Here is a 23010-nt window from a genome sequence, read left to right as displayed (position 1 = left end):
CCTCGTACTGGACGTACTTGGGCTTTCGGCCGGTGCGGCGAGAGTGCGTGCCGGGCGTCGCGACGGGGCGAACGTTGCCTGCCGCGGCACTAGCACCACCACACACGAAACGGCGGGCCACCGGAGTTCCGGTGACCCGCCGTCGCGGTACGTCAGGCTGTGGCTCAGTGGTTGCCGGCGCCGTTGCCCGCGAGGACCGAGATGTCGTCCAGGATGTGCGACAGCGGGTCGTCGCCCTTGGCCTGGGTGCTGTTCTCGGCACACTGCTGGTTCTGCGACGACGACAGGATCGGGACGTCCTGGAGAGAGGTCACAACGCCGGTGCCCGTGAGCGCAGCGGTGTTCACCTTGCTCGGCAGGGCGACGCAGGGCTTGTTGAGCGAACCCTGGACCAGCGAGAGCTGCGGGCTCATGTCGCCGAACGTGGCCGAGTTGCCGAACTCCGATGAGGCGCCGTTGCCGCTTGCGGAAGTGGTGCCGCTGTCGTCGCCGATGGCCAGCGCCTGCGGCGCGGAGGCGACCGCGACACCGGCCAGGGACGTGGCGACAGCGGCGGTTGCCCACAGCTTCTTCATGTTCTTTCCCTTTCGAAAGGCGGACTCCGGGGGAGGAGCTGCGTGACAGTCAACGCGCCATCGCGGACGGGGGTTGCGCACTTTGCTCCGATTGGAGTAGCGCGTTGGCGCCGCGGTCACGCGCCCCTCACCCGTATGCCGAAACAGCGGGCCGCCGATGACCGGCGACCCGCTGCGGAGATGAGGGAATCGCGGCTCAGTTGTTGGCCGCGCCGTTGCCCGCGAGGAGCGAGATGTCGTCCAGGATGTGCGACAGCGGGTCGTCACCCTTCGCCTGGGTGCTGTTCTCGACGCACTGCTGGTTCTGCGACGACGACAGGATCGGGACGTCCTGGAGGGAGAGCAGATCGGTGCCCGTGAGCGTAGCAGTGTTCACCTTGCTCGGCAGGGCGAGGCAGGGCTTGTTGAGGGAGCCCTGGATGAGCGCCATCTGCGGGCTCATGTTGCCGAAGGTGGCCGAGTTGCCGAACGACTGGCTGGCGCCGTTGCCGCTGGCGGAGGTGGTGCCGCTGTCGTTGCCGATGGCGAGCGCCGGAGCTGCTGCGGCGGCGGAGGCGCCGATGACGGAAGCGGCGACCGCGGCGGTGGCCAGTACCTTCTTGATCACTTGTAAGTCCCTTTCGTGAGAAGCCCCGTCCACCGGAGCATGCTGACCAACACCTCTCCGTGCTGTTTGGTTGCTCCGCTTCACTCTGATGGCCCACTCCTGCCGGGGTCCGGAAAGTCGTGAACCTCTATCGGGTGAAGTGCCGCAGTCATTCCCGACATGCCGGATTGAGTCGGGGGCAGGCGCAGGGCCTTGGCCCCGGAGCCAGGGCAGGGAAAGGAATAGCGAAATACTCAAGAAGGCAATGGCCGCGGCGGCGGTCGCCGCTTCCGTCGTCGGTATGTCCGTGGCGGTCGCCCCCCAGGCGCTTGCCATCGGGGACGACGCCGGCACCACCTCCGCCAGCGGCAACGGCGCGCACGAGGCGTTCGGGAACTCGGTGACCAAGGGTGACTTGAGCCCCCAGGCCACCCTGGTCCAGAGCTCCGTCAACAAGCTATGCATCGGTCTGCCGGTCAAGGGCGACATCCAGTCGCTCGCCGGCGCGATCAACATCGGCGTCCAGGACATCTCGATCCTGTCGGCCCCGCAGAACCAGCAGTGCGTCGAGAACAGCACCCAGGCCAAGGGCGACGAGCCGCTGTCGCACATTGGCCAACCACTGACGTCGAACTGCTGACGTCCACCGGCACTGCCCGCCGGACGGCCCGCCTTTTCGGCGGGCCGTCCGGCGGTGGTGTTTCTGGCGAAGCGTTTCTTCGGCGGTAGGCCTGACGCGTGAATCATATGAATGCGTTCGAGTGAATTACCCGGCGACGCGCGTTCCTCAGTTGCTTCGGCTGTCTATCTCTCGTTTGCAGCTTGCGAGTCGTGCGTCCGGGCACGACCGCTGAGAAGGGAAACCCATGAAGAGAAGAGCGCTGCTGTTGTCGCGGGTCTGATTCTGGCGCTGGGCGGGGCCGCCCCGGCCTTCGCCGACGCTGGTGCCAACGGTGTGGCCATCGGCTCCCCGGGAGTCCTGTCGGGCAACGTCGTCCAGGTTCCGGTCCACATCCCGATCAACGTGTGCGGCAACTCGATCAACGTCATCGCGCTGCTGAACCCGACCGCCGGCAACGCCTGCTTCAACGACTGACGACGTATCACACCAGCCGTACGGCTGGGTCGAGGCCGGCTTGGACGACTCTTCGGTGGTCCAGGGCCGGCTTTTCCCACTTCTCCAAGCAGGAAGACAACGAGATTGCGCCAGACCCTGAGCAGGGGAATGGTCGCGGCCGCCGCCGCGACCAGCATTCTGTCCCTGTGCGGGGGCGGTTCCGCCCTCGCCGACTCACACGCAGAGGGGGCCGCGAAAGAATCACCCGGACTCCTGTCGGGCAACCATGTCGAGGCCCCGGTGAACGTACCGGTGAACGCCTGCGGCAACTCGGTCGACGTCGCCGCCGCACTCAACCCCACCTTCGGCAACGCCTGCGCCGACCAGGCGGCCGAGCACAAGCACCGCGCCCAGTCCACCGACGGGGCCTACGGCCCACACGGGACGCCTTACGGCGACGACGACTCCGAGTACGGGGGATCCGGCCACCAGCACGCGGACCACCAGTACTCGGGCCACGGGGACTCGGGGTACGGGGACTCGGGGTACGGGGACTCGGGCCACGGGGGCGCCGGGTACGGCGACTCGGGGTACGGGGACTCGGACGACGGGGACTCCGGGTACGGCGACCAGGGGTACGAGGACGACGGGTACGGGGACGACGGTTACGACGGCCACGGCCCGGGCGACGACTGCGGAGGCTACGGAGACTCGGGCGGCGGCGGGGGGCACATGCCGCCGCCTCCTGGCGGGCACACCCCGCCTCCGCCGGGCGGGGGACACACGCCGCCGCCCGGTGGGGAGCACACCCCGCCGCCTCCCGGTGGCGATCACTCGTTCCCGCCTCCGCACGGTGGTGAGAGCACTCCGCCCGGTGGTGGTCACTCGTCCCCGCCTCCGCACGGTGGGGGCGGCACTCCGCCCGGGGGTGGTCACTCGTCTCCTCCGCCCCACGGTGGTGGTCACTCGTTCCCGCCTCCGCACGGTGGTGAGAGCACTCCGCCCGGGGGTGGTCACTCGTCTCCGCCTCCGCACGGTGGTGAGAGCACTCCGCCCGGTGGTGACCACTCGTCCCCGCCCCCGCACGGCAGCAGCACGCCTCCTTCCGGTGGGGGGCAGTCGACGCCTCCGCACGGAGGGGAGCACTCCACGCCTCCTCCCGGCGGCGGGCAGTCGACGCCTCCTCCCGGTGGCGGCGGCGGTGGGAACTCGACGCCGCCCGAGTTGCCGCACACCGGCAGTGACAAGGCGGCGCTGCTCGCCGCGTCCGGGGTCAGCGCCGTGCTCATCGGCAGTGGCGCCCTCCTGTACCGGCGAGGCAGGGCCGCGTCCGGTCGGTGAACGAGCCGGGTGCCGGACGCCTTCGCGCCCGGCACCCGCGTCGTCTCAGCCCCGTACGGCCGGCGCCGCGTCCTGGCGACCCGGGGCCGGGATCGCCCCGCTCGGCACGCCCGTGCGCAGTCGGCGCCGGACTCCCCGGACGAGGGAGTCCGCCGTGAACGTCGCGCCGTAGACGAAGCGCATCGCCGGGCCGAAGCCGGCCGCCGTCACCAGACCGGCCATGAAGAGGCCGGGGCAGGACGACTCGAAGTCCCGGCCGATCTCGGGGGAGCCGTCGGCCACCGTGGCCAGCGAGTCGCGCAGGTCGCCGGAGAGCAGCCCGAGCCGGTCGCGGGTCGCCTTGAAGCCGGTGGCCGCGATCACGTGCTCGGTCTCGAAGGAGTCCCCTCCGGTCACGTCGAGCCGCACCCCGCCCGGGACCGCCCGCGCCGCCGTCACCTCGTGGTCGAGACGCACCTCCACGGCGCCCTCGACCCGATCCCGGACCCACCACGCGCCGGCCGGTCCGAGCGCCGTCGCCGCGATCCGTGCCCGGGTCGGCTCCCGGAGCCGGCGGTAGAGGCCGGGGCGTTCGGCGTAGAACCAGTTGCGCCAGCCGCAGCCCAGGCCGCTGAGCGGGGAGCGGGCCGACTGCCACCACGGGCGTTCCCAGGCCGGCGGCACGTCGTTCCAGCACAGCCGGTCCGCGCGGGCCAACACCCGTACCCGGGTGTCCTGTTCGGCGAGCAGGGCGGCCGTCTCCAGGGCGGCCTGGCCGCCGCCGATCACCGTGACGTCCCGGCCGCGGAAGCGGTCGAGGTCGCCGTGGTGGCTGCTGTGCGAGACGAGGCCGCAGGACAGTCCGCGCAGCGCGGGCGGGATCTCGACGAACGGCATCACGCCGACGGCGAGGGCGACCGTGCGGGCGTGCACGGTCTGGCCGTCCTCGGTGATCGCCTCGAAGCCGCCCGGCCGGGGCGCGATCCGGGTCACGGTGCGCTCGTCCACCTCGGGGACGGCGTTGCGGGCGAACCACAGGCCGTACTCGGCGAACATCTCCACCGGGATCGGCTCCCCGTGCCGGGCCGTCACGCCTTGGGTCGCGCAGTAGGCGTCGAGCCGCCAGCGGGCCGCGGGATCGGAGAGGTTGGAGGCCCAGGGCTCGGACTTCAGGAACATGCCGCCCGGCATGTTGTCGCGCCAGGAGGCCATCGGCCGGCCGAAGACGCGCAGGCTCAGCCCGGCGGACGCGGCATGGGACGCGATGGACAAGCCGTACGGGCCGGCGCCCACCACCAACAGGTCGTACATCAGCAACTGCTCGCTTTCTCGTCGTCGGTCGGTTCGGTCACGCCCGTCAGGGACGGCGGCGGTGGCGGGGACTGGCGGACCACGCGGGGCCGCACCCCGGCCGCGCCCGCCGTGCCGAGCCGGCGCAGCCGGCCGAGCAGCCGGCGGGCGACATGGGCGCCCCACAGTCCCCACATGGCCCGGCCGGGAGCGGTGTCGTCGCCCGCGTGCCAGGCCAGTTCGCGGCCGGGGCCGCGGCGCGCCGGCCGCAGTGCGGCCAGCGGCGCGTAGTTCTCCACCACGAACGCCCGCCCCGGCAGCGGTGCCCCGGCGGGCAGCGGACGGTGGGTCAGATCCAGGTGCTGGGCGCGGACGACGTCCAGTCCGGCCGCGTCGGCGAAGAGCCGGAACTGGGCGCCGGGGCGGGGGTTGAAGTCGAGCAGGTGGTAGTCGCCCGTCATGCCGCAGCGCCGGAAGTCGAGGTCGAGGATGCCCCGGTAGCCGAGTTCGCCGGTGAGCCGCTCGGCCAGGGTCCGCACCTGCGGGTTCTCGGTCCACTCGCCCACCGCGGTGAGTCCCGCGCCGCGCGGCCAGGCGCACAGCTTGCGGCCCGCACCGCCGCCGCCGACCGCGCCGGAGCGGTCGGCGTACCCGTGGAAGAACCAGTCGCGGTCCGTCCCCGGCGGCAGGAAGGCCTGGAGCAGCAGCCGGCTGCCCGCCTCCTCGGTGCGCAGGTACAGTTCGCGCGCCTCCTGGGTGGAGCGCACCACGAGGGTGCTGCGCAGCCCCGAGTCGGCGGGCAGCAGCCAGGGCCGGCTCCACTTGGCGACCACCGGCAGGCCGAGCCGCCAGGCGGCGGAGGCGGCCTGGGCGGCGCTGTCCGGGACCATGGTGAGCGGGTGCGGCACGTCGGCCGCCGCGCACAGCTGGGCCAGTTCCGCTTTGTCGGCGACGCGTTCGGGCACCGTGCCGGGCTGCTGGGGGAGCAGGTAGGCGGGCGCCAGTTCCTCGCGCAGTGCGCCGACCGCGATCGCGCCGGCGTCGTCCATCGGGATCAGGACGGCGGGCCGTTCGACGCGGGCGGCCACCCGCAGCAGGACGGCGGCGATGTCGGCGGGGGTGGCGCCGGGCGGCGGCGGGGGATGCAACTGGCGTACGAAGCGGGATGTGCGTACGGGACTTCCCGTCGAGTCGGCGACCACGTGCACATCGACTCCGGCTCGGCCGAGCGAGCGCACGGCACCCAGCGTTCCGTGGTGAAAGGGATTCCGGTCGATCCGCAGGAGTACGGCGGGGACGCGGGTGTCGAGCAACGACTCGGGCATTTTTTGCCGGTCCTTCGGTTCAGTTCACCGGTATGGGCGATCGAGGCACTCGAAAGCCGTAACGGCGGTGGCGTAATTCCTTTTCGTGTGACTTTCATATGACTGAGTGTCAGTAATGCGCGGACATTGCGCGTTACGTGAGAGTGGAGAGAGGAGCAGGCATGGCCCCACAGCAGCGAACCGCGCGGTCCCGACGGCTGGCCGTCGTCACGGCAGCGGTCGCGGCGTCGGCCGTTCTGGCGACCGGACCTGGATTCGCCGCGGGCGCGGGGGTGGTGCGGGTCGCCGATCCTCCCGCTCCCAACCCGACCGTCCCGAGGCCCTCGGTGGTCGAACCGGTGCCCGCGGCGCCCGAACCGGCCGCCTCCGTGCAGACGGCGACCACCCTGCCGACCACCGCGCCCCTGCCGACCGCCGCACCGGTCGCACCGGTCGCACCGGTCGCACCGGTCGCACCGGTCGCACCGGTCGCACCGGTCGCACCGGTCGCACCGGTCGCACCGGTGACGCCGGCACAGCCCCCGGCACAGACCTCCGTGCCGTCCACTCCGCCGACGAAGGCGGCGACTTCGGCCTTCGGCGCCTACCTCGACTACGACGCCCGGGGCGTGGCCCGGATCGCCGAGCTCAGCGATTGGCTGGGCGGCGCGAAGCTGCGCGTCGGCCACACCTACCTGCCGGGCGACCGGTGGCGCAACATCGCGGGCCCGCCCGGCTTCCTCGACGTGTGGGCGAACTGGAGGCTGGAGCGGGACGACCGGATGCTCGTCCTCAACGTGCCCATGATGGAGCGCAACGAGGAGGGCGTCTCCGACGCCGAGGTGCGCCGGCTGCTGCGGCTGGGCGCGGCCGGGGAGTTCGACCACCACTACCGGGCTCTCGCCGAGCGGCTGGTCTCGCTGAAGGTGCCGGACACGGTGATCGTGCTCGGCTGGGAGATGAACGGCATCACGTACGCCCATCGGTGCGGGCCGGACCCGGAGGCCTGGAAGAAGTACTGGAACAGGATCGTCGCCACGATGCGTTCGGTGCCGGGTCAGAAATTCAAGTTCGACTTCACGCCGACCCGCGGCAGGGACGCCATTCCCTGGACCCAGTGCTATCCGGGAGACGACACGGTCGATATCCTCGGAATGGACTCCTACGACCAGCCGACCGGTCTGTCCTTCGACGAGCAGGTGAACGAACCCTACGGGCTCCAGGCGCACGTGGACTTCGCCAAAGCGCACGGCAAGCCCATTTCCTACCCGGAATGGGGACTCTTCCGTAACGGTGACAACGCCGAATACATGCGGCGCATGCTCGCCTGGATGGACGAGCACAAACCGCTGTACAACACGGTGACCGACTACTGCCCGCACGGCGTGTGGCAGTGCAAGCAGAACCCCCGGTCGTCCGCGGTCTACCGTTCGCTCCTGTCCGGCCGCACCGACGAGCCGAGCACGACGCCGACCGTCCCGGCGCCCTCCGCGGAACCCTCCGTGGAGTCGACGACCCCGGCGCCCACCACGAAGCCCACGAAGGAGCCCGCGCCTGAGCCGACGCCCGAACCCGGGCCCGGGCCCGGGCCCAGCGTCGAACCGCAGGTGAACTGCCTGCCGATGGACCTCGGCGACTGGGTCGAGTACTGGCTCGGCGGCAAGCTGTGCCTCCGCCTGGACTGGTGGTCGCTCGGCCGGTGAACCGGGGTGCGGTGGCGGCAGGCCCGCGTCAGGACCTGCCGCCACCGGCCCGCTCCCTCCGCTGCTCCAGCCGGAGCAGCAACTCCTTGCCCCGCCGCCGCGCGGCCACGTCGCACAGCGCCGCCGACAGCAGCGGCGCGGTGCGCCGACGGGCCAGCAGCAGCCGCTGGTTGACGACCGGTTCGGGCCGCCAGTGGTGCTTGTAGGGCTCGTCGCCGCGCAGCAGGCTCAGCGCGGCGCGCCCGCCGCCCCGGGTGTGCTCGGCGCACGCGTCCAGCAGCATCACCGCCACGTCCGCCTTGCGCTCCCGCAACTGCGGATGGGCGCCGTAGAGATAGCCCCCGGCCAGTCGGCGCGACAGCAGGGTCAGGTCGACGGCCACGACGTCGTCGTCCAGCCGGAACTCGGTGACCACCGCGTCGCCGGAGCGGACCATCGGGCCGACCGAGCGCACCAGGTGCTCGCAGAACCGGGGCAGCAGGTGCTCGCCCGTCACCTTGCGGCCCTGCCACTGCAACTGGTGCAGTTCCAGCAGCCGGCGCAGCGCCGGGTCGACCTCCTCCGGGCGCACGACCTGCCGTTGCACGCCCAGCGCGGTCAGTTTGCGCAGTTTGGCGCGCACGCGCTGGGCCTTCGCCGAGGGCAGCCGGGCCACCAGCTCGTCCATCGGGACAGCGGGCAGCTCCAGGCACACCGAGTCGCTCACCCGCCGCCGCGGCCCGTGCCATCGCTCGTAGACCTGCTCCACCGCGCTGCCCGGCCGTACCTCGCGGAAGTCGATCAGCGCGGTGCGGGCGGCCGCCGCGAGCCCCTCGGTGAGCGCGTCGACGGCCCGCTCGCCGTGTTCGTCGTCGACGAGGACGTCCCCGTAGTCGGAGATCGCCCCGCCGAGCGGCACGAGCGCGGGCAGCGGCCGGCGGACGGCCGTCAGCGGGGCGGCGGCGACGAGTTCGGCGCCGTCGCGGACCAGCAGCAGGCGCAGCCGGCCGCGCCTGCCGTACGACAGCCACCACGAGTGCAGCCAGGCATGGCTCTGGAACGGGGTGGCCGTCGAGCACCTCCGGTACAGCCGGCCCCAGGCGGGTGCGAGGGCGGCGAACGCCTGTTCGTCGGTGACGACTTCGGCCGTGAACGTCGGTTTCACAGTGCTCCGTGGGCTTCGGCGGCGACGGCCGGGCCGGGGACGGCGGCGGGCCGCACGGCTTCCTCCTCCCGGCCCCGCTTCGGCCGCACCAGCAGCGCCAGCCCGCCGAGCAGCCCGCCCGCGCTCGCGCCCACCAGCCCGGTCACGGTCGTGGACGCCGAGGAGGGCGCGGTCGGCCGGACCGCGCGCGCGAACTGCTGGAGTTCGACGTTGGTGGCGGCCCGGGAGCTCTTCGCGTGCAAGGTCAGCGAGCGGGAGACCGCGTTGGCCATGTCGGCGGCCAGGTCGGCGCGGGTGGAGGTCGCCGTGATGGCGACCATCGGGGCGTCCGGCGAGGTCGCCGTCTGCACGTTCCGCCGGAGGGTGTTCACCGGCACGCCCGCCCAGACCTGCGCGTCGCCGAGCACCGCGAGCTGGGTGGCGACCCGGCCGTAGGCCTGCGCGAAGCCGAGCGCGGACGCCGGGTCGGACTTCGCGGTCGGGACGGCGACGACATAGGCGGTGGCCGAGTAGACGGGCGCCTTGACGGCTCCGTACGCGCCGCCGAGCAGGCCGCCGGCGACGGCGCCGGCCGCGAGCAGGGACCAGGGCGGGAGCGCCTTGGTGCGGCGCAGTGCGGCGGGGCGGCGGGGGTTCTCGGTCATGGGGCACTGACTCCCTGGGGTGTCGGGGAAGCGGGGGAGAGCCGGGGTGGTCCGGACACGGTGGCCGCGTACACGTCCATGAGCTGGGCGGCGCTGCGGGCGATGTCGTAGTGGCGGGCGGCGTCCGGGGCGGTGCGCGGGGCGGGGGTCCGGGCCCGGGCCTCGGTCAGCGCGCGGACGAACGCCTGGGGGCCGCCGGTCACCCGGCGGGCGCCGGCCGCCTGCGCGGGCAGGTGCTCGATCGCGGGGCAGGAGGCGTAGAGCACGGGCAGCCCCGAGGCCAGGGCCTCCACGACCGCCAGGCCGAAGGTCTCCTCGGGGGAGGGGGACACGAACAGGTCCATGGCGCAGACCAGGGAGGGCAGGTCGGGGCCGGGGGTGCCGTCGGCGGCGTAGGGGCGCTCGCCGGTGAACAGGACGCGGTCGGCGACCCCCGCCTCGTGCGCGACGCGCCGCAGCACGTTCTCCTCGGGGCCGCCGCCCACCAGCAACAGCCAGTGATCGTCGGGGAGTTGGGTCAGGGCCTGGATGACGACGTCGAAGCGTTTGCCGGCCGCGAGGCGTCCGACGCCGCCGACGACATAGGCGTCGTCCGGCAGCCCGAGGCGTCGCCGGGTGGTGCTGCGGGCCGCGGAGTCGAAGCGGAAGCGGTCCAGGTCGATGCCGTTGGGGACGACCGCGATCCGGGGGGCCGGCACCCCCCAGTTCCGCAGCCGGTCGGCGACCGTGGGCGAGACGGCGACCGTGGTGCGGCCCAGCCGCTCGCTGGCGAGGTAGAGCGCGCGGACCCCGGAGGTCAGCCTCCGCCCCTCCAACTGCGAGTCGCCCAGGGAGTGCTCGGTGGCCACGACCGCGCGGACCCCGGCGAGGCGCGCGGCGAGGCGGCCGTAGACGCAGGCCCGGTAGAGGTGGGTGTGCACGAGGTCGTAGCCGCCGGAGCGGATGATCCGGACCAGGCGCGGCAGCGCGCCCAGATCGCGGTTGCCGGCCATGCCGAGGTGGACCACCCGGACCCCGTCCTCGGTCAGCCCGTCGGCCACCGACCCCGGGTTGGTCAGCGTCACCACATCGCAGTCGACCGGCAGGTGCCGCAGCAGCAGCCGCAGTTGCTGCTCGGCGCCGCCGACGCCCAGCCCCGTGATGATGTGCAGCGCCTTCACCGCAGCCCCTCGACCCGACGCCGGCGCAGCCCGTGCAGCCGGTACTTGAGGAACAGGCGCAGCGTGTTGTCGTCCTGCCCGACGTGCACGCGCGGCAGGGCGTGCAGGCCGTTCAGCTCGCCGGGGTCGATCGCGCAGGCGTAGCGGTACCCGGCCTCGCGGACGGCGTCCACGGCCCGTTGGTCGATCGTCCCGTACGGGTAGCAGAAGCCGTCGATCTCGGTGCCGAGCAGTGCGGAGAGGGCGGCGCGGCTGTCGACCGTCTCCTTCTTGAGGGTGAGGTCGTCGGCCTGGGTCAGGTCGACGTGGGTGAGGCCGTGCGAGCCGATCTCGACCCCCTCGTCGGCCGCGCGGCGGATGCCGTCGGCGGTCAGCAGGGGCTTGCGCGGGCCCAGCGGGTCCCAGGCGTTGTCGCCGCCGAACCGGCCCGGCAGTACGAAGAGGGTGGCCGTGCAGTCGTGCCGGCGCAGGACGGGCAGGGCCTCGGTGAGGAAGTCGGCGTACCCGTCGTCGAAGGTCAGGCCGACCAGGTCGCGGCCCTCGCCCTCGGCGCGGGCCGCGAGCAGCCGGGCCATGGAGACGCCGTGCAGCCCGCGTCGGCGCAGCCACGTCAGCTGCTTATCGAGCCGTTCGGGGGTGACCGTGATGCGGTAGGGGTCCTCGGTGCAGTCGTTCACGGAGTGGTACATCGCCACCCACGGGACGGAACTGCGTCGGCTGTTGTCAGGAGCGGCCATGGGAGAGCCTTCGGGTCGCGGAACGTACGGAACGGAGTGCGGAGACGATGCCCTGGGCGCCCAGCGCGCGGCCGAGCAGCAGGAAGACGACGGTCACGGTGCAGCCCCCGACGGCGAGACCCGCCACGGGGTCGGTGAACTGCGCGGCGGCCAGGGCCCCGACCGGGGTCGCGACCAGGGCCGCCCGCACCGGCCGGCTCAGCTCGCGCAGCACGCCCCGGACGCCGATCGGGACGCTGCGCGGGCCCATCCCGGCCAGCAGCACCAGGGCGGTGACGCTGATGCCGGTCGCGTTGGCGGCGGCGATCCCGTACACCCCCCAGGAGCCGACGCTCAGCGCGCCGATCCAGGAGGTCACGGCGATCCCGGTGGCCATCGCGCCGACCGGGTACCAGGAGCCGCGGCCCGCCGAGAAGTAGGAGCGGACCAGCGCGCCCACCATGGTCTGGCCGAGCAGTCCGAGCGCGTACACCCGCATCACGCCCGCCGTCGCCGCCGTGTCGCGCGCGGTGAAGGCGCCCCGCTGGAAGAGCAGTTCGACCATCTGCGGCGCGCAGGCCACCACCGCGGCGGTGCCGAGCAGCACGATGCAGGCGGCCAGCGCCAGATCCCGCTCCACCCGGCCGCGGGCCCCCTCGGTGTCCCCCTCGGCCAGCGCCCGCGCGACCACCGGGAAGGTGACCGTGCACACCATCACCGACAGGATCATCGGCATCTGCGCGACCTTCTGCGCGTAGTTGAGGTGCGAGATCGCCCCGGCCGGCAGGTTCGAGGCGAGGAACCGCTCGACGAGGGTCTGGGACTGCCGGCACAGCGCGAACAGCAGGACGGTGGTGAGCAGCGCGGTGTCGAGCGGCCTCGGCTCCTCCACGAGCCGCGCCCCGCCCGCCCCGCCCTTTTTCCTCAACTGCCCGAGCAGAGAGGGAAGTTGGACGATGACCATCAGCAGCCCGCCGACCGCCACCCCGGCCGCCGCCGACCGCACCCCCCAGCGCCCGCCGAGCACGAACATCCCGGTGATGATGCCGACGTTGTAGGCGACGTAGATCGCCGCGGGGGCCACGTACCGCCGGTGGGCGCGCAGGGCCGCGCTGCAGTACCCGGCGAGCCCGAAGCTCACCACGCAGGTCGCGGTGAGCCGGGTGCAGTCGACGGCGAGCGCGGGGTCGGGCAGACCGGGGGCGAGGACCGCGACCAGCTGCGGGGCGATGCCGATGAACAGGGCGCCGACCGCGACGAACGCCAGCGACAGCCGGGGGAGCGTGCCCGCCACCAGGGCGCGGACCGGGTCGCCGGGGGCACCCTGGGAGCGGCGGGCCAGCGCCATGCTGAACGCCGGGATCAGCGCGAACGCCAGTCCGTCCTCGATGAGCAGGGTGGCCGCGAACTCGGGCACCGTCCACGCGACGAGGAACGCGTCGGTGTCGCTGCCCGCCCCGAACAGCCGGGCCAGCGCCTGGTCCCGCACCAGCCCGAGCAGCGACCCCGCCACCGAGAGGACGGCGGTGACGAGCGCGGCCTTGGCGAGGAAGCCCCGTGACGCCGGGGGAAGGTCGCGGGCCTTTCCGGCAGTCTCCTCGGCCGTCTTCCCGAACGGCGCGGTCGGCTTGGCGGTCCGCGCCGACGGCACGGACACGGGTCCGTCCGTGCGGGGTGTCCGAGGAGGCTTCACCGCCATCGCGCGAGCGCCCCCTCGCGCCCGCCGCTCTCGTCGCCGCCGCCGTTGCCCACCAGCGCCCACCAGGCCGCGAGCCCGAAGACGACGGCGGTCAGCACGGTCGACGGTCCGCCGATGTCGGCGTACATGAAGTCGATCAGCTGCCAGATCAGCAGCCCGCAGGCGACGAGCGCGCAGTCCAGACCGGGGCCGTGGTCCTTGACCCGGAACCAGCCCCGCAGCCCGCACGCCAGCAGCGCCAGCCAGCTGCCCGCGAGGGCGAGCAGCCCGATCAGGCCCTGCTCGCCGAGGATCAGCAGATACATGTTGTGCGGGGACAGCAGCGGCTGCCGGACGAAGCCGGCGCCCGCGCCCGCGGTGTCGCTGCCGGAGGACAGCGCGAGCGACGCGTGCGCGTCCCGGTGCTCGGGGAAGCCCTTCAACCCGACTCCGGTGAGCGGCTGTTCGCGCCACATGCCGACCGCGGCCGCCCACATCGTGTACCGGTCGGTGACGGACCGGTCGGGCGCGTCCGCGACCTGCGTGATGCTGCTGACGCGCTCCTGGAGCATCGCCGAGCCGACGCCGAACCCGCCCACCAGGACCACCCCGGACAGGGCCACTGCCGCGCCCACCTTCAGCGCCCGCCGCGGCCCGGCCAGCGCCAGCTGGAGGGTGCAGGTCAGCGCGGTCGCGATCCACGCGCCCCGGCTGAAGGAGAGCGCCAGCGGCACCAGCAGCGCGAGTGCGAAACCGGCGGCGATCGCCCGCTGCCGCAGGGAGGTCCGGCCGAGGGCCAGCCCGACCGCGCAGATCAGCCCGAAGGACACGACGGTCGCCATGCCCATCACGTCCTGCGACCCGAAGGTGCCGACCGCCCGGATGTCCTCGCCCTGGTAGGAGGCGCCGGTTCCGGTGACGAACTGATGGACGCCGACCGCCCCCTGCCACCCCGCGAGCCCCACGAACGACCAGGCGAGCACCCGGAAGTCCCACCGGCCCCGGATCAGCAGCAGCACGGCCGCCGGGACCAGCACGAACACCTGGAGGTAGCGGCCGAGGCCGGTCAGCCCGGCGCCCGGCGAGGCGGCGTCGAGCGCGGCGAGCGTGAGCCCGACGACCGGCAGGCCGAGCACTGCCGCCGCGGACCGTGACAGCCGACGTCTCGGATGGCGCAACTCCCGGACCACGCACCACGCGACGACGAGCGCGGAGAGCGCGTCGGCCGGTCCCGCGCCGCCCTCCCCGCCGGGGGAGGCGGGCAGCGCGAGCAGGGCGACGACGGCGACCACCGGCAGCACCGGCGTCAGCGACCGGGCCCGGGACAGCGGCAGGGGGAGGGGGAGAGGTGGGGACGGAGCCGGCGGGGGCGGGGCGAGGGTCATCGGTCGGTTCAGCTCCCGGTCGGTCGCACGAGGGCGGCCGCGGTGCGCAGCAGGAGGCACACGTCCTGCCACAGCGACCAGTTGTCGATGTACGCGTTGTCGAAACGGGCCCGGTCCTCGATCGAGGTGTCGCCGCGCAGCCCGTGCACCTGGGCGAGGCCGGTGATGCCGGTCCGCATCCGGTGCCGGGCCGCGTATCCGGGGTAGGTCTGGCTGAACTGGCCGACGAAGAAGGGGCGTTCGGGGCGCGGCCCGACGAGGCTCATGTCGCCGCACAGCACGTTCCACAGCTGGAGCAGCTCGTCCAGCGAGAACCGGCGCAGGAAGCGGCAGAAGGGGCTCATCTCCCGCTCGCCGGCCACGCTCCAGCGGGTCGCGGCCTCGTGCTCGTCGACCGGGCGGTGGGTGCGGAACTTCAGCAGGGTGAAGGACCTGCCGTCCTTGCCGATGCGCTCCTGGCGGAACACCACCCCCGGCCCGTCGGACAGCCGCAGCGCCACCGCGCACACCAGCAGCAGCGGGCTCACCAGCAGCAGCAGCGTTCCGGAGACGACGATGTCCAGCAGCCGCTTGCCCAGGCTGCCCCGGCGCCGGGCGCCCATGTCGAGGCGTCGGCAGGAGAACCCGGCGAGCTGCTCGCGGCTCGCGTACGAGGGGGTGTCGGCGTCGATCTCCCACACCGTGCAGCCCGACTCGGCGAGCGCCCGCAGCAGCGGGCCCTGCACGCCGCGCACGGCGGGGTGGACGCACAGCACGTCCCGGACGCCGTTCTGGATGAGGGCCCGCTGCACCTCCTGACCGGTGGTCAGCACCGGCAGTCCGTCGGCGCCGTCGGGCTGTTCGGCCACGATCCCCACCGGCTGGACCCCGCACCGGGGGTGGCGCAGCACGGCGGCGGCCACCCGCTGCGCGGTTGTGGCCGGGCCGATGACGAGCGCGGCGCGCGGCCGGCGCAACAGCGCCCGGTGCCGCCGCAGATGCACGAGCGCGCGAGCGGCGCAGCCGGCCGAGGCCTGCGCCGCCCACCCGAGGAGCAGGGTGCGGGCCGACAGCGTGTGCGCCGGGTTCCAGGCCGCGACGAGCGCCCCGAGCGCCAGCCAGGCCACCGCGATCCGGCCGCACACGAGGGGCAGTTCGTCCAGCACCCCCGACACCGGGCGCGGGCGCTGCGGGCGCAGCAGCATCGTCGCCGCCACCAGCAGGGCCACCAGCAGCGGGCGGCGCTGCGCCCCGGTCAGCGCCAGCGCGCCCACGAACGCGGCGAGGCCGTCGGCGAGCAGCAGCGGCACCGGCGACGCGGGCCGCGCCACGGGCCGCCGGGTGGGGAACCGGAATCCCGCTGCGGCCTCCCGCCGCGGAATGACCGAGACGGGCGAGTATCCGGGCTGCGCGCCCGGGGAGGGGACGGTGCTTTCCGCAGTCACGAGTGGATGGACTCCCTGCACTCGGTGGGCGCGACGCGCGCCCCTTCCGTGGTCGTGAGCAGCTCGCGGTACACGCCCGCGACCGCCTCGGCCGTGCGCGCCACGTCGTGCGTGGCCAGGACGTGACGGCGGCCCTGGTGGCCGAGCGACTCGCGCAGCAGCGGGTCGAGCAGCAGCGCGGCGACGGCGTCGGCCAGCGCCGCCGGGTTCTCGGCGGGCACCAGACAGCGGGCCGCGAGCGCGGCCGGGAGGCTCTCCCGGGCGCCGTTCACCTCGGTCACCACCACGGGCCGCCCGCAGGCCAGCGCTTCCAGCGGGGTCAGTGCCATGCCCTCCCAGCGAGAGGGGAGCACCACCAGATCGGCGGCCTGGTACCAGGGCACGGCGTCGGCGACGGCCCCGGCGAACAGCACCGACTCCGGTGCGCGGGCCCGCAGTCGGTCCCCGTCCGGCCCGTCGCCGACCAGCACCAGCCGGGCGCCGGGCGCCTTCGCCGCGACGGCGTCCCAGGCCCGCAGCAGCACGTCCTGCCCCTTCTGCCGGCAAAGCCGCCCCACGCACACCACCAGCGGGGCGGCCGGGTCCGACCGGGGGAGCAGCGCGGCCCGTACGGTGTCGACGGGCGCCGGGTGGAAGCGCTCGGCATCGATGCCGTTGGGGATGACGCTCCACCGCCCGGCGATCCCGGCGCGCAGCCCGGCGTCCCGCTCCGCCTCGCTCACACACACCGTCCGGTGCGCCCAACGCGCCCCGAACCGCTCCCACTTGAGGGCCAGAGCGGCGGTCGTGCCGCCGACCGCCTCGAAGGACCAGGCGTGCGGCTGGAACACGGTCGGGATCCGCCCGCGCACCGCGAGCCGCCCGGCGAGACCGGCCTTCGCGCTGTGCGCGTGCACCAGGTCGGGGCGTACCTCGTCGAGCACGCGTACGAGCCGCCGCACCTCGCCGGGGACCGAGGGCCCCGGCGACCGGGTCGCCGCCCAGTGCCGTACGTCCGCCCCCAGGGACCGCAGGTCCCCGGCGAACCGGCCGGCCGGGCAGGCCACGGTGACGTGCAGGCCGGCCGCGAGCTGGGCCCGTGCCAGGTCCGTCACGACCCGAGGGACCCCGCCGTCCACGGGCTGGGTGAGGTGCAGGACCCGGGGTCTGCCGTCGGGTTCTGGCTGGTGCATTGCGCGGTTTCCTCGCTCACGGTGGCGCTCGGGACGTGCGGGAACGCGCCTGACTACTTCTTCTGTGTGTCGACGGCGACGAAGAGCGCCCCGGCCCACGCCGCGTCCCGGTGGGAAACGAGCCGAACGGCCAGCTGGTCACCGCCGCGCCGCAAACCCCCGCCGAGATCGAACACGTCGGAGTCGTAGCCGAGGGTGTTGACGTACGCCGGTACACGCGCCGCCGGAGCCGCCCCCGGCTCGCTGATCGTGGAGTTCAACACATCGTCAGATGGATTGACCGGGTCCTTGAGCGCGGCGGCGGTCCGGCCGTCGGTCGAGAGGGTGAACGAATCACCCGAACGGCCGCGGTCGCCGCGGTCGCCGTCGTAGGCGACGAGCCCGGCCCGGCCGCCCGCGTTCTTGGGGATGACGAGCCCGCGCAGCCGGAGTTCCTTCCCGGCGGCGGCTTCGAGGGTGTCGAAGCCGTCCCAGAGAGAGAGGTCCCGCAGCGGCTCCGCCGCGTTCTCGTACGCCACGACCAGCGTCCAGCCGCCCCAGGCCCCGGTCGCCGACTTCCCCATGGCCACGTTGATCTGCGCGACCGTGTACAGCCCCCGGCCGCTCTCGCGCACCAGCTTCGTGACGTCCGCGGAGGCCTGGAAGGCGTCGGCGCCCTGGGCCACGCGGTGGCCGACGACCGTGTCCGCGAGGACTTCCTTGTACTCCCCGCCCGGCTCGGCGATCAGCACCCGCCCGTTGTCCTTCGGCGGCTTCTGCTCGCCGACGCGCAGGTTGCCGCCCCAGTACAGCCGCGCGTACGACACCCGCGCGCCCTGCGGCAGCCGGACCTCGGCGCGGGAGGAGTTGTAGGTGTTCGGGTCGCTGTCGACGTCGACGTAGAACATGTCGAAGTCGTGGTTGGCGGCGGCCTTGCCCTGGCGCACGGCGGGGCAGGCGGGCGCCGCGCCGGTCGCCGGGGCGGCGCGGCAGCTGATGGCCGCGTTGGCGGCGCGGACGATCCCGCCGTGCTGCGTCGCGTGGTAGCGCTGCGCGAAGGCGAGGCGCTCGGCCTCGGCGGCGGGCGGTGCGGCGGGCGGCGCGCCGGTCGCACGGGCGCCGGCCGGTGCCCAGAGCGTGGCGAGGGCGAGGACACCGATCGTCGCGCGACGCAGCGACGGACCCAGGGAATGGCGCATGAGCGGCGGTGCCCTTTCGTGCGATTTGCTTGCTATAAGCGTGGGTCGGACGGGGCGCAACTCTAGCCGGTATCAGGATTAATCCTTAGAAACCGGACAAGTGTGTCGGAATGGTGAAGCCGAGCCTTCGGTGACATCACTCATTCGGCGGCACAACCCCCACGGGTCCCACGCGTTGACTTCAGCGCCGGGCATCCCCGCCCGGGTGTTTGTGTCAAAACCCCCAAGGAGCACCTCTCCATGTCGCGTATCGCGAAGGGCCTGGTCCTGACCTCCGTTGCCGCCGCGGCCGTCGCCGGCGCCTCCGGCATCGCCGCCGCCGACAGTGGCGCGGAAGCTGTCGCCGCGCACTCCCCGGGCCTGCTGTCGGGCAATGTCCTCCAGCTTCCGACCCACGAGCAGCTGAACTTCTGCGGTAACACCGTGGACAGTGCCGGCCTGCTGAGCCCGGCCTTCGGCAACACCTGCATCAACGACTGACGTCGCCTCCCCCAGAGGTCGCGACACGTCATTCGCCGAACGGCCGCCCTCCCGCCAGGAGGGCGGCCGTTCGCGTCGACCTGATCTCGGCGACGATCGCCGGGCTCGGCCCGACCCTGCCCCCGGGGTGCAGGAATCTTCTGCGTACGGGGTTTCCGCATCCGACGGGGATCGTTGGGCACGGCGTCAGAATTTCCCCGGAAAGGAATCCGATGAAGTCCCTGAAGGCTGCCGCTGTCGTTGCCGGATCCCTGGCCCTCGCCACCCCCGCCGCGCCCGCGTTCGCCACCCCCGCCGACCTCACGCCCACCAGCCTCAACGGCGCCGTGGACACCCTCGCCAGGGGGCCCGTCAACCTGGAGGACGCGATGCCGCTCCAGCACCAGTCGGACGCGCTCGACACCGAGAACAAGGACTCCGTGCTCAGCACCGTCAAGGGCGCGACGGGTGCCCTCAACACCCACAACCCGCTGCTCGGCGGACTGCCGTTGCAGGGCTGAGCCACTCGCCCCCGAAGGGCCGGCCCCGTCACCGACGGGACCGGCCCTCGGTGCTGTTCGAGCCGGGTCGAGCGGCGCGTCCCTCGTTCGTGTGGCACACCCGACCGGCGTCCCCCGGTCGGGTGAGAACGCGCCCGGGGCGCCCACGCCGCGCCGATAGGGTCGCGCGGTGACCTCAACCCCGAGCACCACCCACCCCTTCCGCGTGACCGACCTGGGCACCCTCGTCGTGATGCCGTGGAGCGGCGAGGCCCCCGACGGCAGTGACATGCCCTACCTCCTGGCCTACTCCCTCGGCGACACCGAGGACGGCCCCGAGGGGACGGCCGCCGCCGTCCGGCGGCTGCTCGCCGACAACGGCATGCCCGTCGGCGGTGATGTCGTCGACGGCACCGAGCGGCCGAGCCTGCCGTTCACCCTGCTCGTCGAGTCCGGCGCGGCCGTCCTGAACATGCCGAGCCTGAACGCCCAGTGCCTGCCGCCGCCGGAGTGGCTCGCGGCCGTCGAGCAGCGCGGCTACGCCTACCTCGTCTTCACCGCCCGCGCCTGGCCGGAGGCCGTCCCCGGCCGGGCCGTCACCCCCGAGGCGCTGGCCGAGTTCGCGGGCGCCGAGGAGACCCTGACGGCCGCGGCGCACATCGTCCTGCCCGCCCGCCGCCTGCGCGGCTGATGCGACCGACGCAGCCGCGGCCGCGGCCGGTGGTCGCGGGCGGCAACCGCGCGTACGCCCTGCTGCTCGTCCTCACCGGTGCGGCCGGGCTGCTGGCCGCCTGGGTCATCACCCTCGACAAGTTCAAGCTGCTGGAGGACCCCGGCTTCACCCCCGGGTGCAGCCTGAACCCGGTCGTCTCCTGCGGCAGCGTCATGACGAGCGACCAGGCCTCGGCGTTCGGGTTCCCCAACCCGATGCTGGGCCTGGTGGCCTACGGGATCGTGGTGTGCGTCGGCGTGAGCCTGCTGGCCGGCGCCGCCTTCCCCCGCTGGTACTGGCTCACCTTCACCTCGGGCTGTCTCTTCGGTGTCGGGTTCGTGTCCTGGCTGCAGTTCGAGTCCCTGTACCGGATCAACGCGCTGTGCCTGTGGTGCTGTCTGGCGTGGGTCGCCACGATCCTCCTGTTCTGGTACGCCGTCTCCTACGACGTCCGCCACGGGTTTCTGCCGGTCCCGGCCGGAGTGCGGAGTTTCCTCGCCGAATTCACCTGGGTGCTGCCGCTGTTGCACATCAAAGTGGTCGGAATGCTGATTCTGACCCGATGGTGGGATTTCTGGACGAGCTGATTGTTCGTAGCACTGTTGCGGCACCCGGGGGAATTGTGAACGGATGCCGTTTTCCGGCTCGTTACCCGGTACGGACACACCCTCCGTACACCTCCGAAAGGGCTCGAACCCGAGATGAAGTCGACCACCCGAGGAACCCTCGCCGCAGTGATCACGTGTGTCGCGGCCGCCGCCGGCGCCGCCGCCGCGGTGACGCCCGCCGCCGCGATCGGCACGGTCCCCGTCCCCGTACCGCTGGACGGCGTCGAGAAGTCCCTCAACGTGGAACTGTCCACGATCGGCGGCGAGATCCCGCTGCCGACGCCGGGCGCGCCCGAGGGACCGCGCTTCGTCGAGGGCCGCCTCATCCCGGAGCGGGCCGTCCCGCAGCTGCCCGTCGCCGCCGGGCTGCCCGGCCTGGGACTGCGCGCGCCCCTGCCGGAGATCCTCGGGGACGAGTTCAACCACGTCGGCGTGGACGCCCCCGCCGCCGACCTGCGCACGCTCGGCCCGGGACTGGACGTGGACGCCCCGCTCACCGCGCCCAACCCCGACCGCTTCGGGCTGCCGGACCTGAAGCTGCCCGAGGCGGGCGTGCTCACCCCCGTGCTGCAGGCGGTGCCGACCGCGGACCTCGGGCTGGGCAAGGGGCTGTAGGACTGCGGGACGGCGAGGAGCCGTAGCCGAACCGCCGCGATCACGGGCCCGGACGCCTCGTCCGGGCCCGTCGTCATGCCTTTCGTCAGGCCCGCGTCCGCCGCCGGGCGGTGACCAGGCGGCCCGCTCGACGGTTACCCCCACGGAGAACCGAACCGGACGAGGAGCACACCATGGTCGTCAGCGTCGACGGAGTACCCGTGACCGCCGCGTCGGCGGGCGCCGGCAGACCCGGCCCCGCGCGCCACACCCGACGGCGTGACCTGCTGCGCGGGCTGCTCGGCGGCGCCGCCGCCCTCGCGATCGCCCCCGTCGTCGCCGCGTCCTGGCCCTCGCGGCCGGCGGACGGCGACGCCACGGGCTCCTCCCTCGACTCCCTCGACTCCTTCGACGAGACCTACCGGGGCCGGCACATCAGCGGGGTCCTGACCTCGACGGGACACCCGGCCACGGCGGCCGACGCCGAGTGGACGGTCACGGTCGACGGCCGTCCCCTGCACATCATGCGGCGCGCGGACGGCACCTGGCTGAGCATGGTCGACCACTACCGCTCGTACGCCACCCCGCTGGAGGCGGCGCGCGCCGCCGTCGACGGACTCGGCCCGGGCGAGCGGCTGCGCGAGGCGGCTCCGGCACACCACGACACGCACATGGGGGGACACCATGGCCTACATCCGTAAGGACGTCAGCACACTCACCGCCGGCGAACGGCGGCGCTTCGTCAACGCGCTGCTGGAGATCAAACGGAAGGGGGAGTACGACGAATTCGTCCGGACGCACATCGACCACTACGTCTCCGACGGCGACGGCGGCCTGCGCACGGCCCATATGGCGCCCTCCTTCCTGCCCTGGCACCGCAGGTTCCTGCTGGACCTGGAGGAGGCGCTGCGCCGGGTCGACTCCTCGGTGACGCTGCCGTACTGGGACTGGACGCGCGACCGCACCCTGAACTCCGCGCCCTGGACCAAGGACCTGCTCGGCGGCAACGGACGGCCCTCCGACCGCCAGGTGACCACCGGGCCGTTCGCCTACGCCTCCGGCGACTGGACCATCACGGAGAACGTGACCGACGGCGAGTTCCTCACCCGCGACCTCGGCCGCGCCGCCGCCCCCATCGACCTGCCCGCCAAGAGCGACGTCGACCGGGCGCTTCAGGACCCGGTCTACGACACCGAGCCCTGGGACTCGACGGTCGCCCGGGGCTTCCGCAACAAGCTGGAGGGGTGGGGGAGCGGTTCGGGCAGCGCCGCCTGGCGCAACCACAACCGGGTCCACCGGTGGGTCGGCGGGATCATGCTCGGCGGCGCCTCCGTCAACGACCCCGTGTTCTGGCTGCACCACGCCTTCGTCGACCTGCTGTGGACCCGCTGGCAGAGCCGGCACGCCGAGCACCGCTACCTGCCCGCCGAGCCGCCGGGCCCGCGCAGCCGCCAGTACCGCCGGGTCGTCGCCCGGCACGAGAAGCTGGCCCCGTGGGACGTGACCCCCGACCGGCTGGAGGACGTGTCCGGGACGTACCGGTACGCCTAGGGGGCTTCTGATGGATCTCCGCGGCGTCGCGACGCCCGGCACGCACTCTCGCCGCACCGGGCGAAAGCCCTAGTACTACAGGGCTAGATCTTGATCATGGGGTGATGGGAGGCTCTGGCTGTGGCCACGACACAGCCCCATGAACCTGATCGTCCGTCGGACGCCGTCAGCCCGGCCGATTTAGCCGTCTGGGACCGCGAGTTCGCCGCGCTGGGCGAGCGGATAACCCCGTTGTTCTACCGTCCGGAAT

Annotated in this window: 24 protein-coding genes; 11 read left to right on the top strand and 13 right to left on the bottom strand. The window is 73.3% G+C overall.

Features of this window, described 5'->3' with window-relative positions:
- Positions 1-164 precede the first annotated feature (164 nt).
- Together AB0J04_RS38975 and AB0J04_RS38970 are read right to left on the bottom strand one after the other, a co-directional pair.
- Positions 165-575, bottom strand: a complete 411-nt coding sequence (locus AB0J04_RS38975) for a rodlin (protein WP_363173380.1) — start codon at positions 573-575, stop codon at positions 165-167.
- Between the two features lie 196 nt (positions 576-771).
- A complete protein-coding gene (locus AB0J04_RS38970; RefSeq protein ID WP_363173379.1) occupies positions 772-1182 on the bottom strand; it encodes a rodlin in 411 nt (136 codons plus the stop codon).
- Positions 1183-1411: 229 nt separating this feature from the next.
- Between AB0J04_RS38970 and AB0J04_RS38965 the strand changes: the two genes are divergently transcribed.
- The 3 genes from AB0J04_RS38965 (at position 1412) to AB0J04_RS38955 (ending at position 3559) form a co-directional block, all read left to right on the top strand.
- On the top strand, positions 1412-1801 hold the full coding sequence (locus tag AB0J04_RS38965; RefSeq protein ID WP_363173382.1) for a rodlin: 390 nt from the start codon (positions 1412-1414) through the stop codon (positions 1799-1801).
- Positions 1802-2011: 210 nt separating this feature from the next.
- Positions 2012-2257, top strand: coding sequence for a chaplin (locus AB0J04_RS38960; RefSeq protein ID WP_363173381.1), 246 nt, complete (start codon positions 2012-2014; stop codon positions 2255-2257).
- Positions 2258-2362: 105 nt separating this feature from the next.
- Complete coding sequence (locus tag AB0J04_RS38955; protein ID WP_363173378.1) at positions 2363-3559, top strand: chaplin family protein; 1197 nt, start codon at positions 2363-2365, stop codon at positions 3557-3559.
- 45 nt (positions 3560-3604) lie between these two features.
- Here the strand turns inward: AB0J04_RS38955 and AB0J04_RS38950 are convergent, their stop codons facing one another.
- Both AB0J04_RS38950 and AB0J04_RS38945 read right to left on the bottom strand, forming a co-directional pair.
- Positions 3605-4849 (bottom strand): FAD-dependent oxidoreductase, encoded by a 1245-nt coding sequence (locus tag AB0J04_RS38950; RefSeq protein WP_363173377.1) that lies wholly within the window; start codon positions 4847-4849, stop codon positions 3605-3607.
- Positions 4849-6153, bottom strand: coding sequence for an ATP-grasp domain-containing protein (locus AB0J04_RS38945; RefSeq protein ID WP_363173376.1), 1305 nt, complete (start codon positions 6151-6153; stop codon positions 4849-4851). The genes AB0J04_RS38950 and AB0J04_RS38945 overlap by 1 nt, the downstream gene beginning before the upstream one ends.
- A 161-nt stretch (positions 6154-6314) precedes the next feature.
- On the opposite strand from AB0J04_RS38945, the gene AB0J04_RS38940 reads away from it, so the two are divergent.
- On the top strand, positions 6315-7835 hold the full coding sequence (locus tag AB0J04_RS38940) for a glycosyl hydrolase (protein WP_363173375.1): 1521 nt from the start codon (positions 6315-6317) through the stop codon (positions 7833-7835).
- A 28-nt stretch (positions 7836-7863) separates the two neighbouring features.
- Here the strand turns inward: AB0J04_RS38940 and AB0J04_RS38935 are convergent, their stop codons facing one another.
- The 9 genes from AB0J04_RS38935 to AB0J04_RS38895 are packed head-to-tail and all read right to left on the bottom strand — an operon-like array spanning position 7864 to position 18336.
- A complete protein-coding gene (locus AB0J04_RS38935; protein ID WP_363173374.1) occupies positions 7864-8979 on the bottom strand; it encodes a GNAT family N-acetyltransferase in 1116 nt (371 codons plus the stop codon).
- A complete protein-coding gene (locus AB0J04_RS38930; protein ID WP_363173373.1) occupies positions 8976-9623 on the bottom strand; it encodes a lipopolysaccharide biosynthesis protein in 648 nt (215 codons plus the stop codon). The genes AB0J04_RS38935 and AB0J04_RS38930 overlap by 4 nt, the downstream gene beginning before the upstream one ends.
- Complete coding sequence (locus AB0J04_RS38925; RefSeq protein WP_363173372.1) at positions 9620-10783, bottom strand: glycosyltransferase; 1164 nt, start codon at positions 10781-10783, stop codon at positions 9620-9622. Before AB0J04_RS38925 ends, AB0J04_RS38930 begins: the two co-directional genes overlap by 4 nt.
- The gene (locus tag AB0J04_RS38920) at positions 10780-11520 is read right to left on the bottom strand and encodes a polysaccharide deacetylase family protein (protein ID WP_363173370.1); all 741 of its coding nucleotides are present in this window, start codon (positions 11518-11520) and stop codon (positions 10780-10782) included. The genes AB0J04_RS38925 and AB0J04_RS38920 overlap by 4 nt, the downstream gene beginning before the upstream one ends.
- Positions 11507-13198, bottom strand: a complete 1692-nt coding sequence (locus AB0J04_RS38915) for a lipid II flippase MurJ (protein WP_363173369.1) — start codon at positions 13196-13198, stop codon at positions 11507-11509. Before AB0J04_RS38915 ends, AB0J04_RS38920 begins: the two co-directional genes overlap by 14 nt.
- Positions 13189-14562, bottom strand: coding sequence for an O-antigen ligase family protein (locus AB0J04_RS38910; protein WP_363173368.1), 1374 nt, complete (start codon positions 14560-14562; stop codon positions 13189-13191). The genes AB0J04_RS38915 and AB0J04_RS38910 overlap by 10 nt, the downstream gene beginning before the upstream one ends.
- A gap of 8 nt (positions 14563-14570) precedes the next feature.
- Positions 14571-15986: an exopolysaccharide biosynthesis polyprenyl glycosylphosphotransferase gene (locus AB0J04_RS38905; RefSeq protein WP_363173367.1), complete on the bottom strand. Its 1416-nt coding sequence runs from the start codon at positions 15984-15986 to the stop codon at positions 14571-14573.
- Positions 15983-17158 carry a glycosyltransferase gene (locus tag AB0J04_RS38900; RefSeq protein ID WP_363173366.1) on the bottom strand — a complete coding sequence of 392 codons (1176 nt, stop codon included), beginning with the start codon at positions 17156-17158 and terminating at the stop codon, positions 15983-15985. The genes AB0J04_RS38905 and AB0J04_RS38900 overlap by 4 nt, the downstream gene beginning before the upstream one ends.
- 53 nt (positions 17159-17211) lie before the next feature.
- A complete protein-coding gene (locus AB0J04_RS38895; protein WP_363173365.1) occupies positions 17212-18336 on the bottom strand; it encodes a DUF3344 domain-containing protein in 1125 nt (374 codons plus the stop codon).
- A gap of 240 nt (positions 18337-18576) precedes the next feature.
- Between AB0J04_RS38895 and AB0J04_RS38890 the strand changes: the two genes are divergently transcribed.
- The 7 genes from AB0J04_RS38890 (at position 18577) to AB0J04_RS38860 (ending at position 22760) form a co-directional block, all read left to right on the top strand.
- Complete coding sequence (locus tag AB0J04_RS38890) at positions 18577-18816, top strand: chaplin (protein WP_363173364.1); 240 nt, start codon at positions 18577-18579, stop codon at positions 18814-18816.
- Between the two features lie 212 nt (positions 18817-19028).
- Positions 19029-19316: a hypothetical protein gene (locus tag AB0J04_RS38885; protein WP_363173363.1), complete on the top strand. Its 288-nt coding sequence runs from the start codon at positions 19029-19031 to the stop codon at positions 19314-19316.
- 169 nt (positions 19317-19485) lie between these two features.
- Complete coding sequence (locus AB0J04_RS38880; protein WP_363173362.1) at positions 19486-19986, top strand: DUF5949 family protein; 501 nt, start codon at positions 19486-19488, stop codon at positions 19984-19986.
- Positions 19986-20594 carry a vitamin K epoxide reductase family protein gene (locus tag AB0J04_RS38875; protein ID WP_363173361.1) on the top strand — a complete coding sequence of 203 codons (609 nt, stop codon included), beginning with the start codon at positions 19986-19988 and terminating at the stop codon, positions 20592-20594. The genes AB0J04_RS38880 and AB0J04_RS38875 overlap by 1 nt, the downstream gene beginning before the upstream one ends.
- Before the next feature lie 114 nt (positions 20595-20708).
- The gene (locus AB0J04_RS38870; RefSeq protein WP_363173360.1) at positions 20709-21230 is read left to right on the top strand and encodes a hypothetical protein; all 522 of its coding nucleotides are present in this window, start codon (positions 20709-20711) and stop codon (positions 21228-21230) included.
- Between the two features lie 173 nt (positions 21231-21403).
- Entirely contained in the window at positions 21404-21910 is a 507-nt protein-coding gene (locus AB0J04_RS38865) for a tyrosinase family oxidase copper chaperone (protein ID WP_363173359.1), read from the top strand.
- The gene (locus AB0J04_RS38860; RefSeq protein ID WP_363173358.1) at positions 21894-22760 is read left to right on the top strand and encodes a tyrosinase family protein; all 867 of its coding nucleotides are present in this window, start codon (positions 21894-21896) and stop codon (positions 22758-22760) included. Before AB0J04_RS38865 ends, AB0J04_RS38860 begins: the two co-directional genes overlap by 17 nt.
- Positions 22761-23010: the final 250 nt, after the last annotated feature.

It is taken from the genome of Streptomyces sp. NPDC050263, assembly GCF_040655955.1.
Taxonomy (GTDB): domain Bacteria; phylum Actinomycetota; class Actinomycetes; order Streptomycetales; family Streptomycetaceae; genus Streptomyces.
Note: the sequence above shows the minus strand (reverse complement) of the source record. Positions and strands in the feature narration are given on the sequence as shown.

Excerpts from the sequence above, each read along its gene's own strand:
- AB0J04_RS38910 (WP_363173368.1), bottom strand. The coding sequence starts at position 14,562 with ATGACCCTCGCCCCGCCCCCGCCGGCTCCGTCCCCACCTCTCCCCCTC.
- AB0J04_RS38930 (WP_363173373.1), bottom strand. The coding sequence starts at position 9,623 with ATGACCGAGAACCCCCGCCGCCCCGCCGCACTGCGCCGCACCAAGGCG.
- AB0J04_RS38895 (WP_363173365.1), bottom strand. The coding sequence starts at position 18,336 with ATGCGCCATTCCCTGGGTCCGTCGCTGCGTCGCGCGACGATCGGTGTC.
- AB0J04_RS38875 (WP_363173361.1), top strand. The coding sequence starts at position 19,986 with ATGCGACCGACGCAGCCGCGGCCGCGGCCGGTGGTCGCGGGCGGCAAC.
- AB0J04_RS38900 (WP_363173366.1), bottom strand. The coding sequence starts at position 17,158 with ATGCACCAGCCAGAACCCGACGGCAGACCCCGGGTCCTGCACCTCACC.
- AB0J04_RS38870 (WP_363173360.1), top strand. The coding sequence starts at position 20,709 with ATGAAGTCGACCACCCGAGGAACCCTCGCCGCAGTGATCACGTGTGTC.
- AB0J04_RS38915 (WP_363173369.1), bottom strand. The coding sequence starts at position 13,198 with ATGGCGGTGAAGCCTCCTCGGACACCCCGCACGGACGGACCCGTGTCC.
- AB0J04_RS38865 (WP_363173359.1), top strand. The coding sequence starts at position 21,404 with ATGGTCGTCAGCGTCGACGGAGTACCCGTGACCGCCGCGTCGGCGGGC.
- AB0J04_RS38945 (WP_363173376.1), bottom strand. The coding sequence starts at position 6,153 with ATGCCCGAGTCGTTGCTCGACACCCGCGTCCCCGCCGTACTCCTGCGG.
- AB0J04_RS38885 (WP_363173363.1), top strand. The coding sequence starts at position 19,029 with ATGAAGTCCCTGAAGGCTGCCGCTGTCGTTGCCGGATCCCTGGCCCTC.
- AB0J04_RS38920 (WP_363173370.1), bottom strand. The coding sequence starts at position 11,520 with ATGGCCGCTCCTGACAACAGCCGACGCAGTTCCGTCCCGTGGGTGGCG.
- AB0J04_RS38940 (WP_363173375.1), top strand. The coding sequence starts at position 6,315 with ATGGCCCCACAGCAGCGAACCGCGCGGTCCCGACGGCTGGCCGTCGTC.
- AB0J04_RS38975 (WP_363173380.1), bottom strand. The coding sequence starts at position 575 with ATGAAGAAGCTGTGGGCAACCGCCGCTGTCGCCACGTCCCTGGCCGGT.
- AB0J04_RS38860 (WP_363173358.1), top strand. The coding sequence starts at position 21,894 with ATGGCCTACATCCGTAAGGACGTCAGCACACTCACCGCCGGCGAACGG.
- AB0J04_RS38890 (WP_363173364.1), top strand. The coding sequence starts at position 18,577 with ATGTCGCGTATCGCGAAGGGCCTGGTCCTGACCTCCGTTGCCGCCGCG.
- AB0J04_RS38950 (WP_363173377.1), bottom strand. The coding sequence starts at position 4,849 with ATGTACGACCTGTTGGTGGTGGGCGCCGGCCCGTACGGCTTGTCCATC.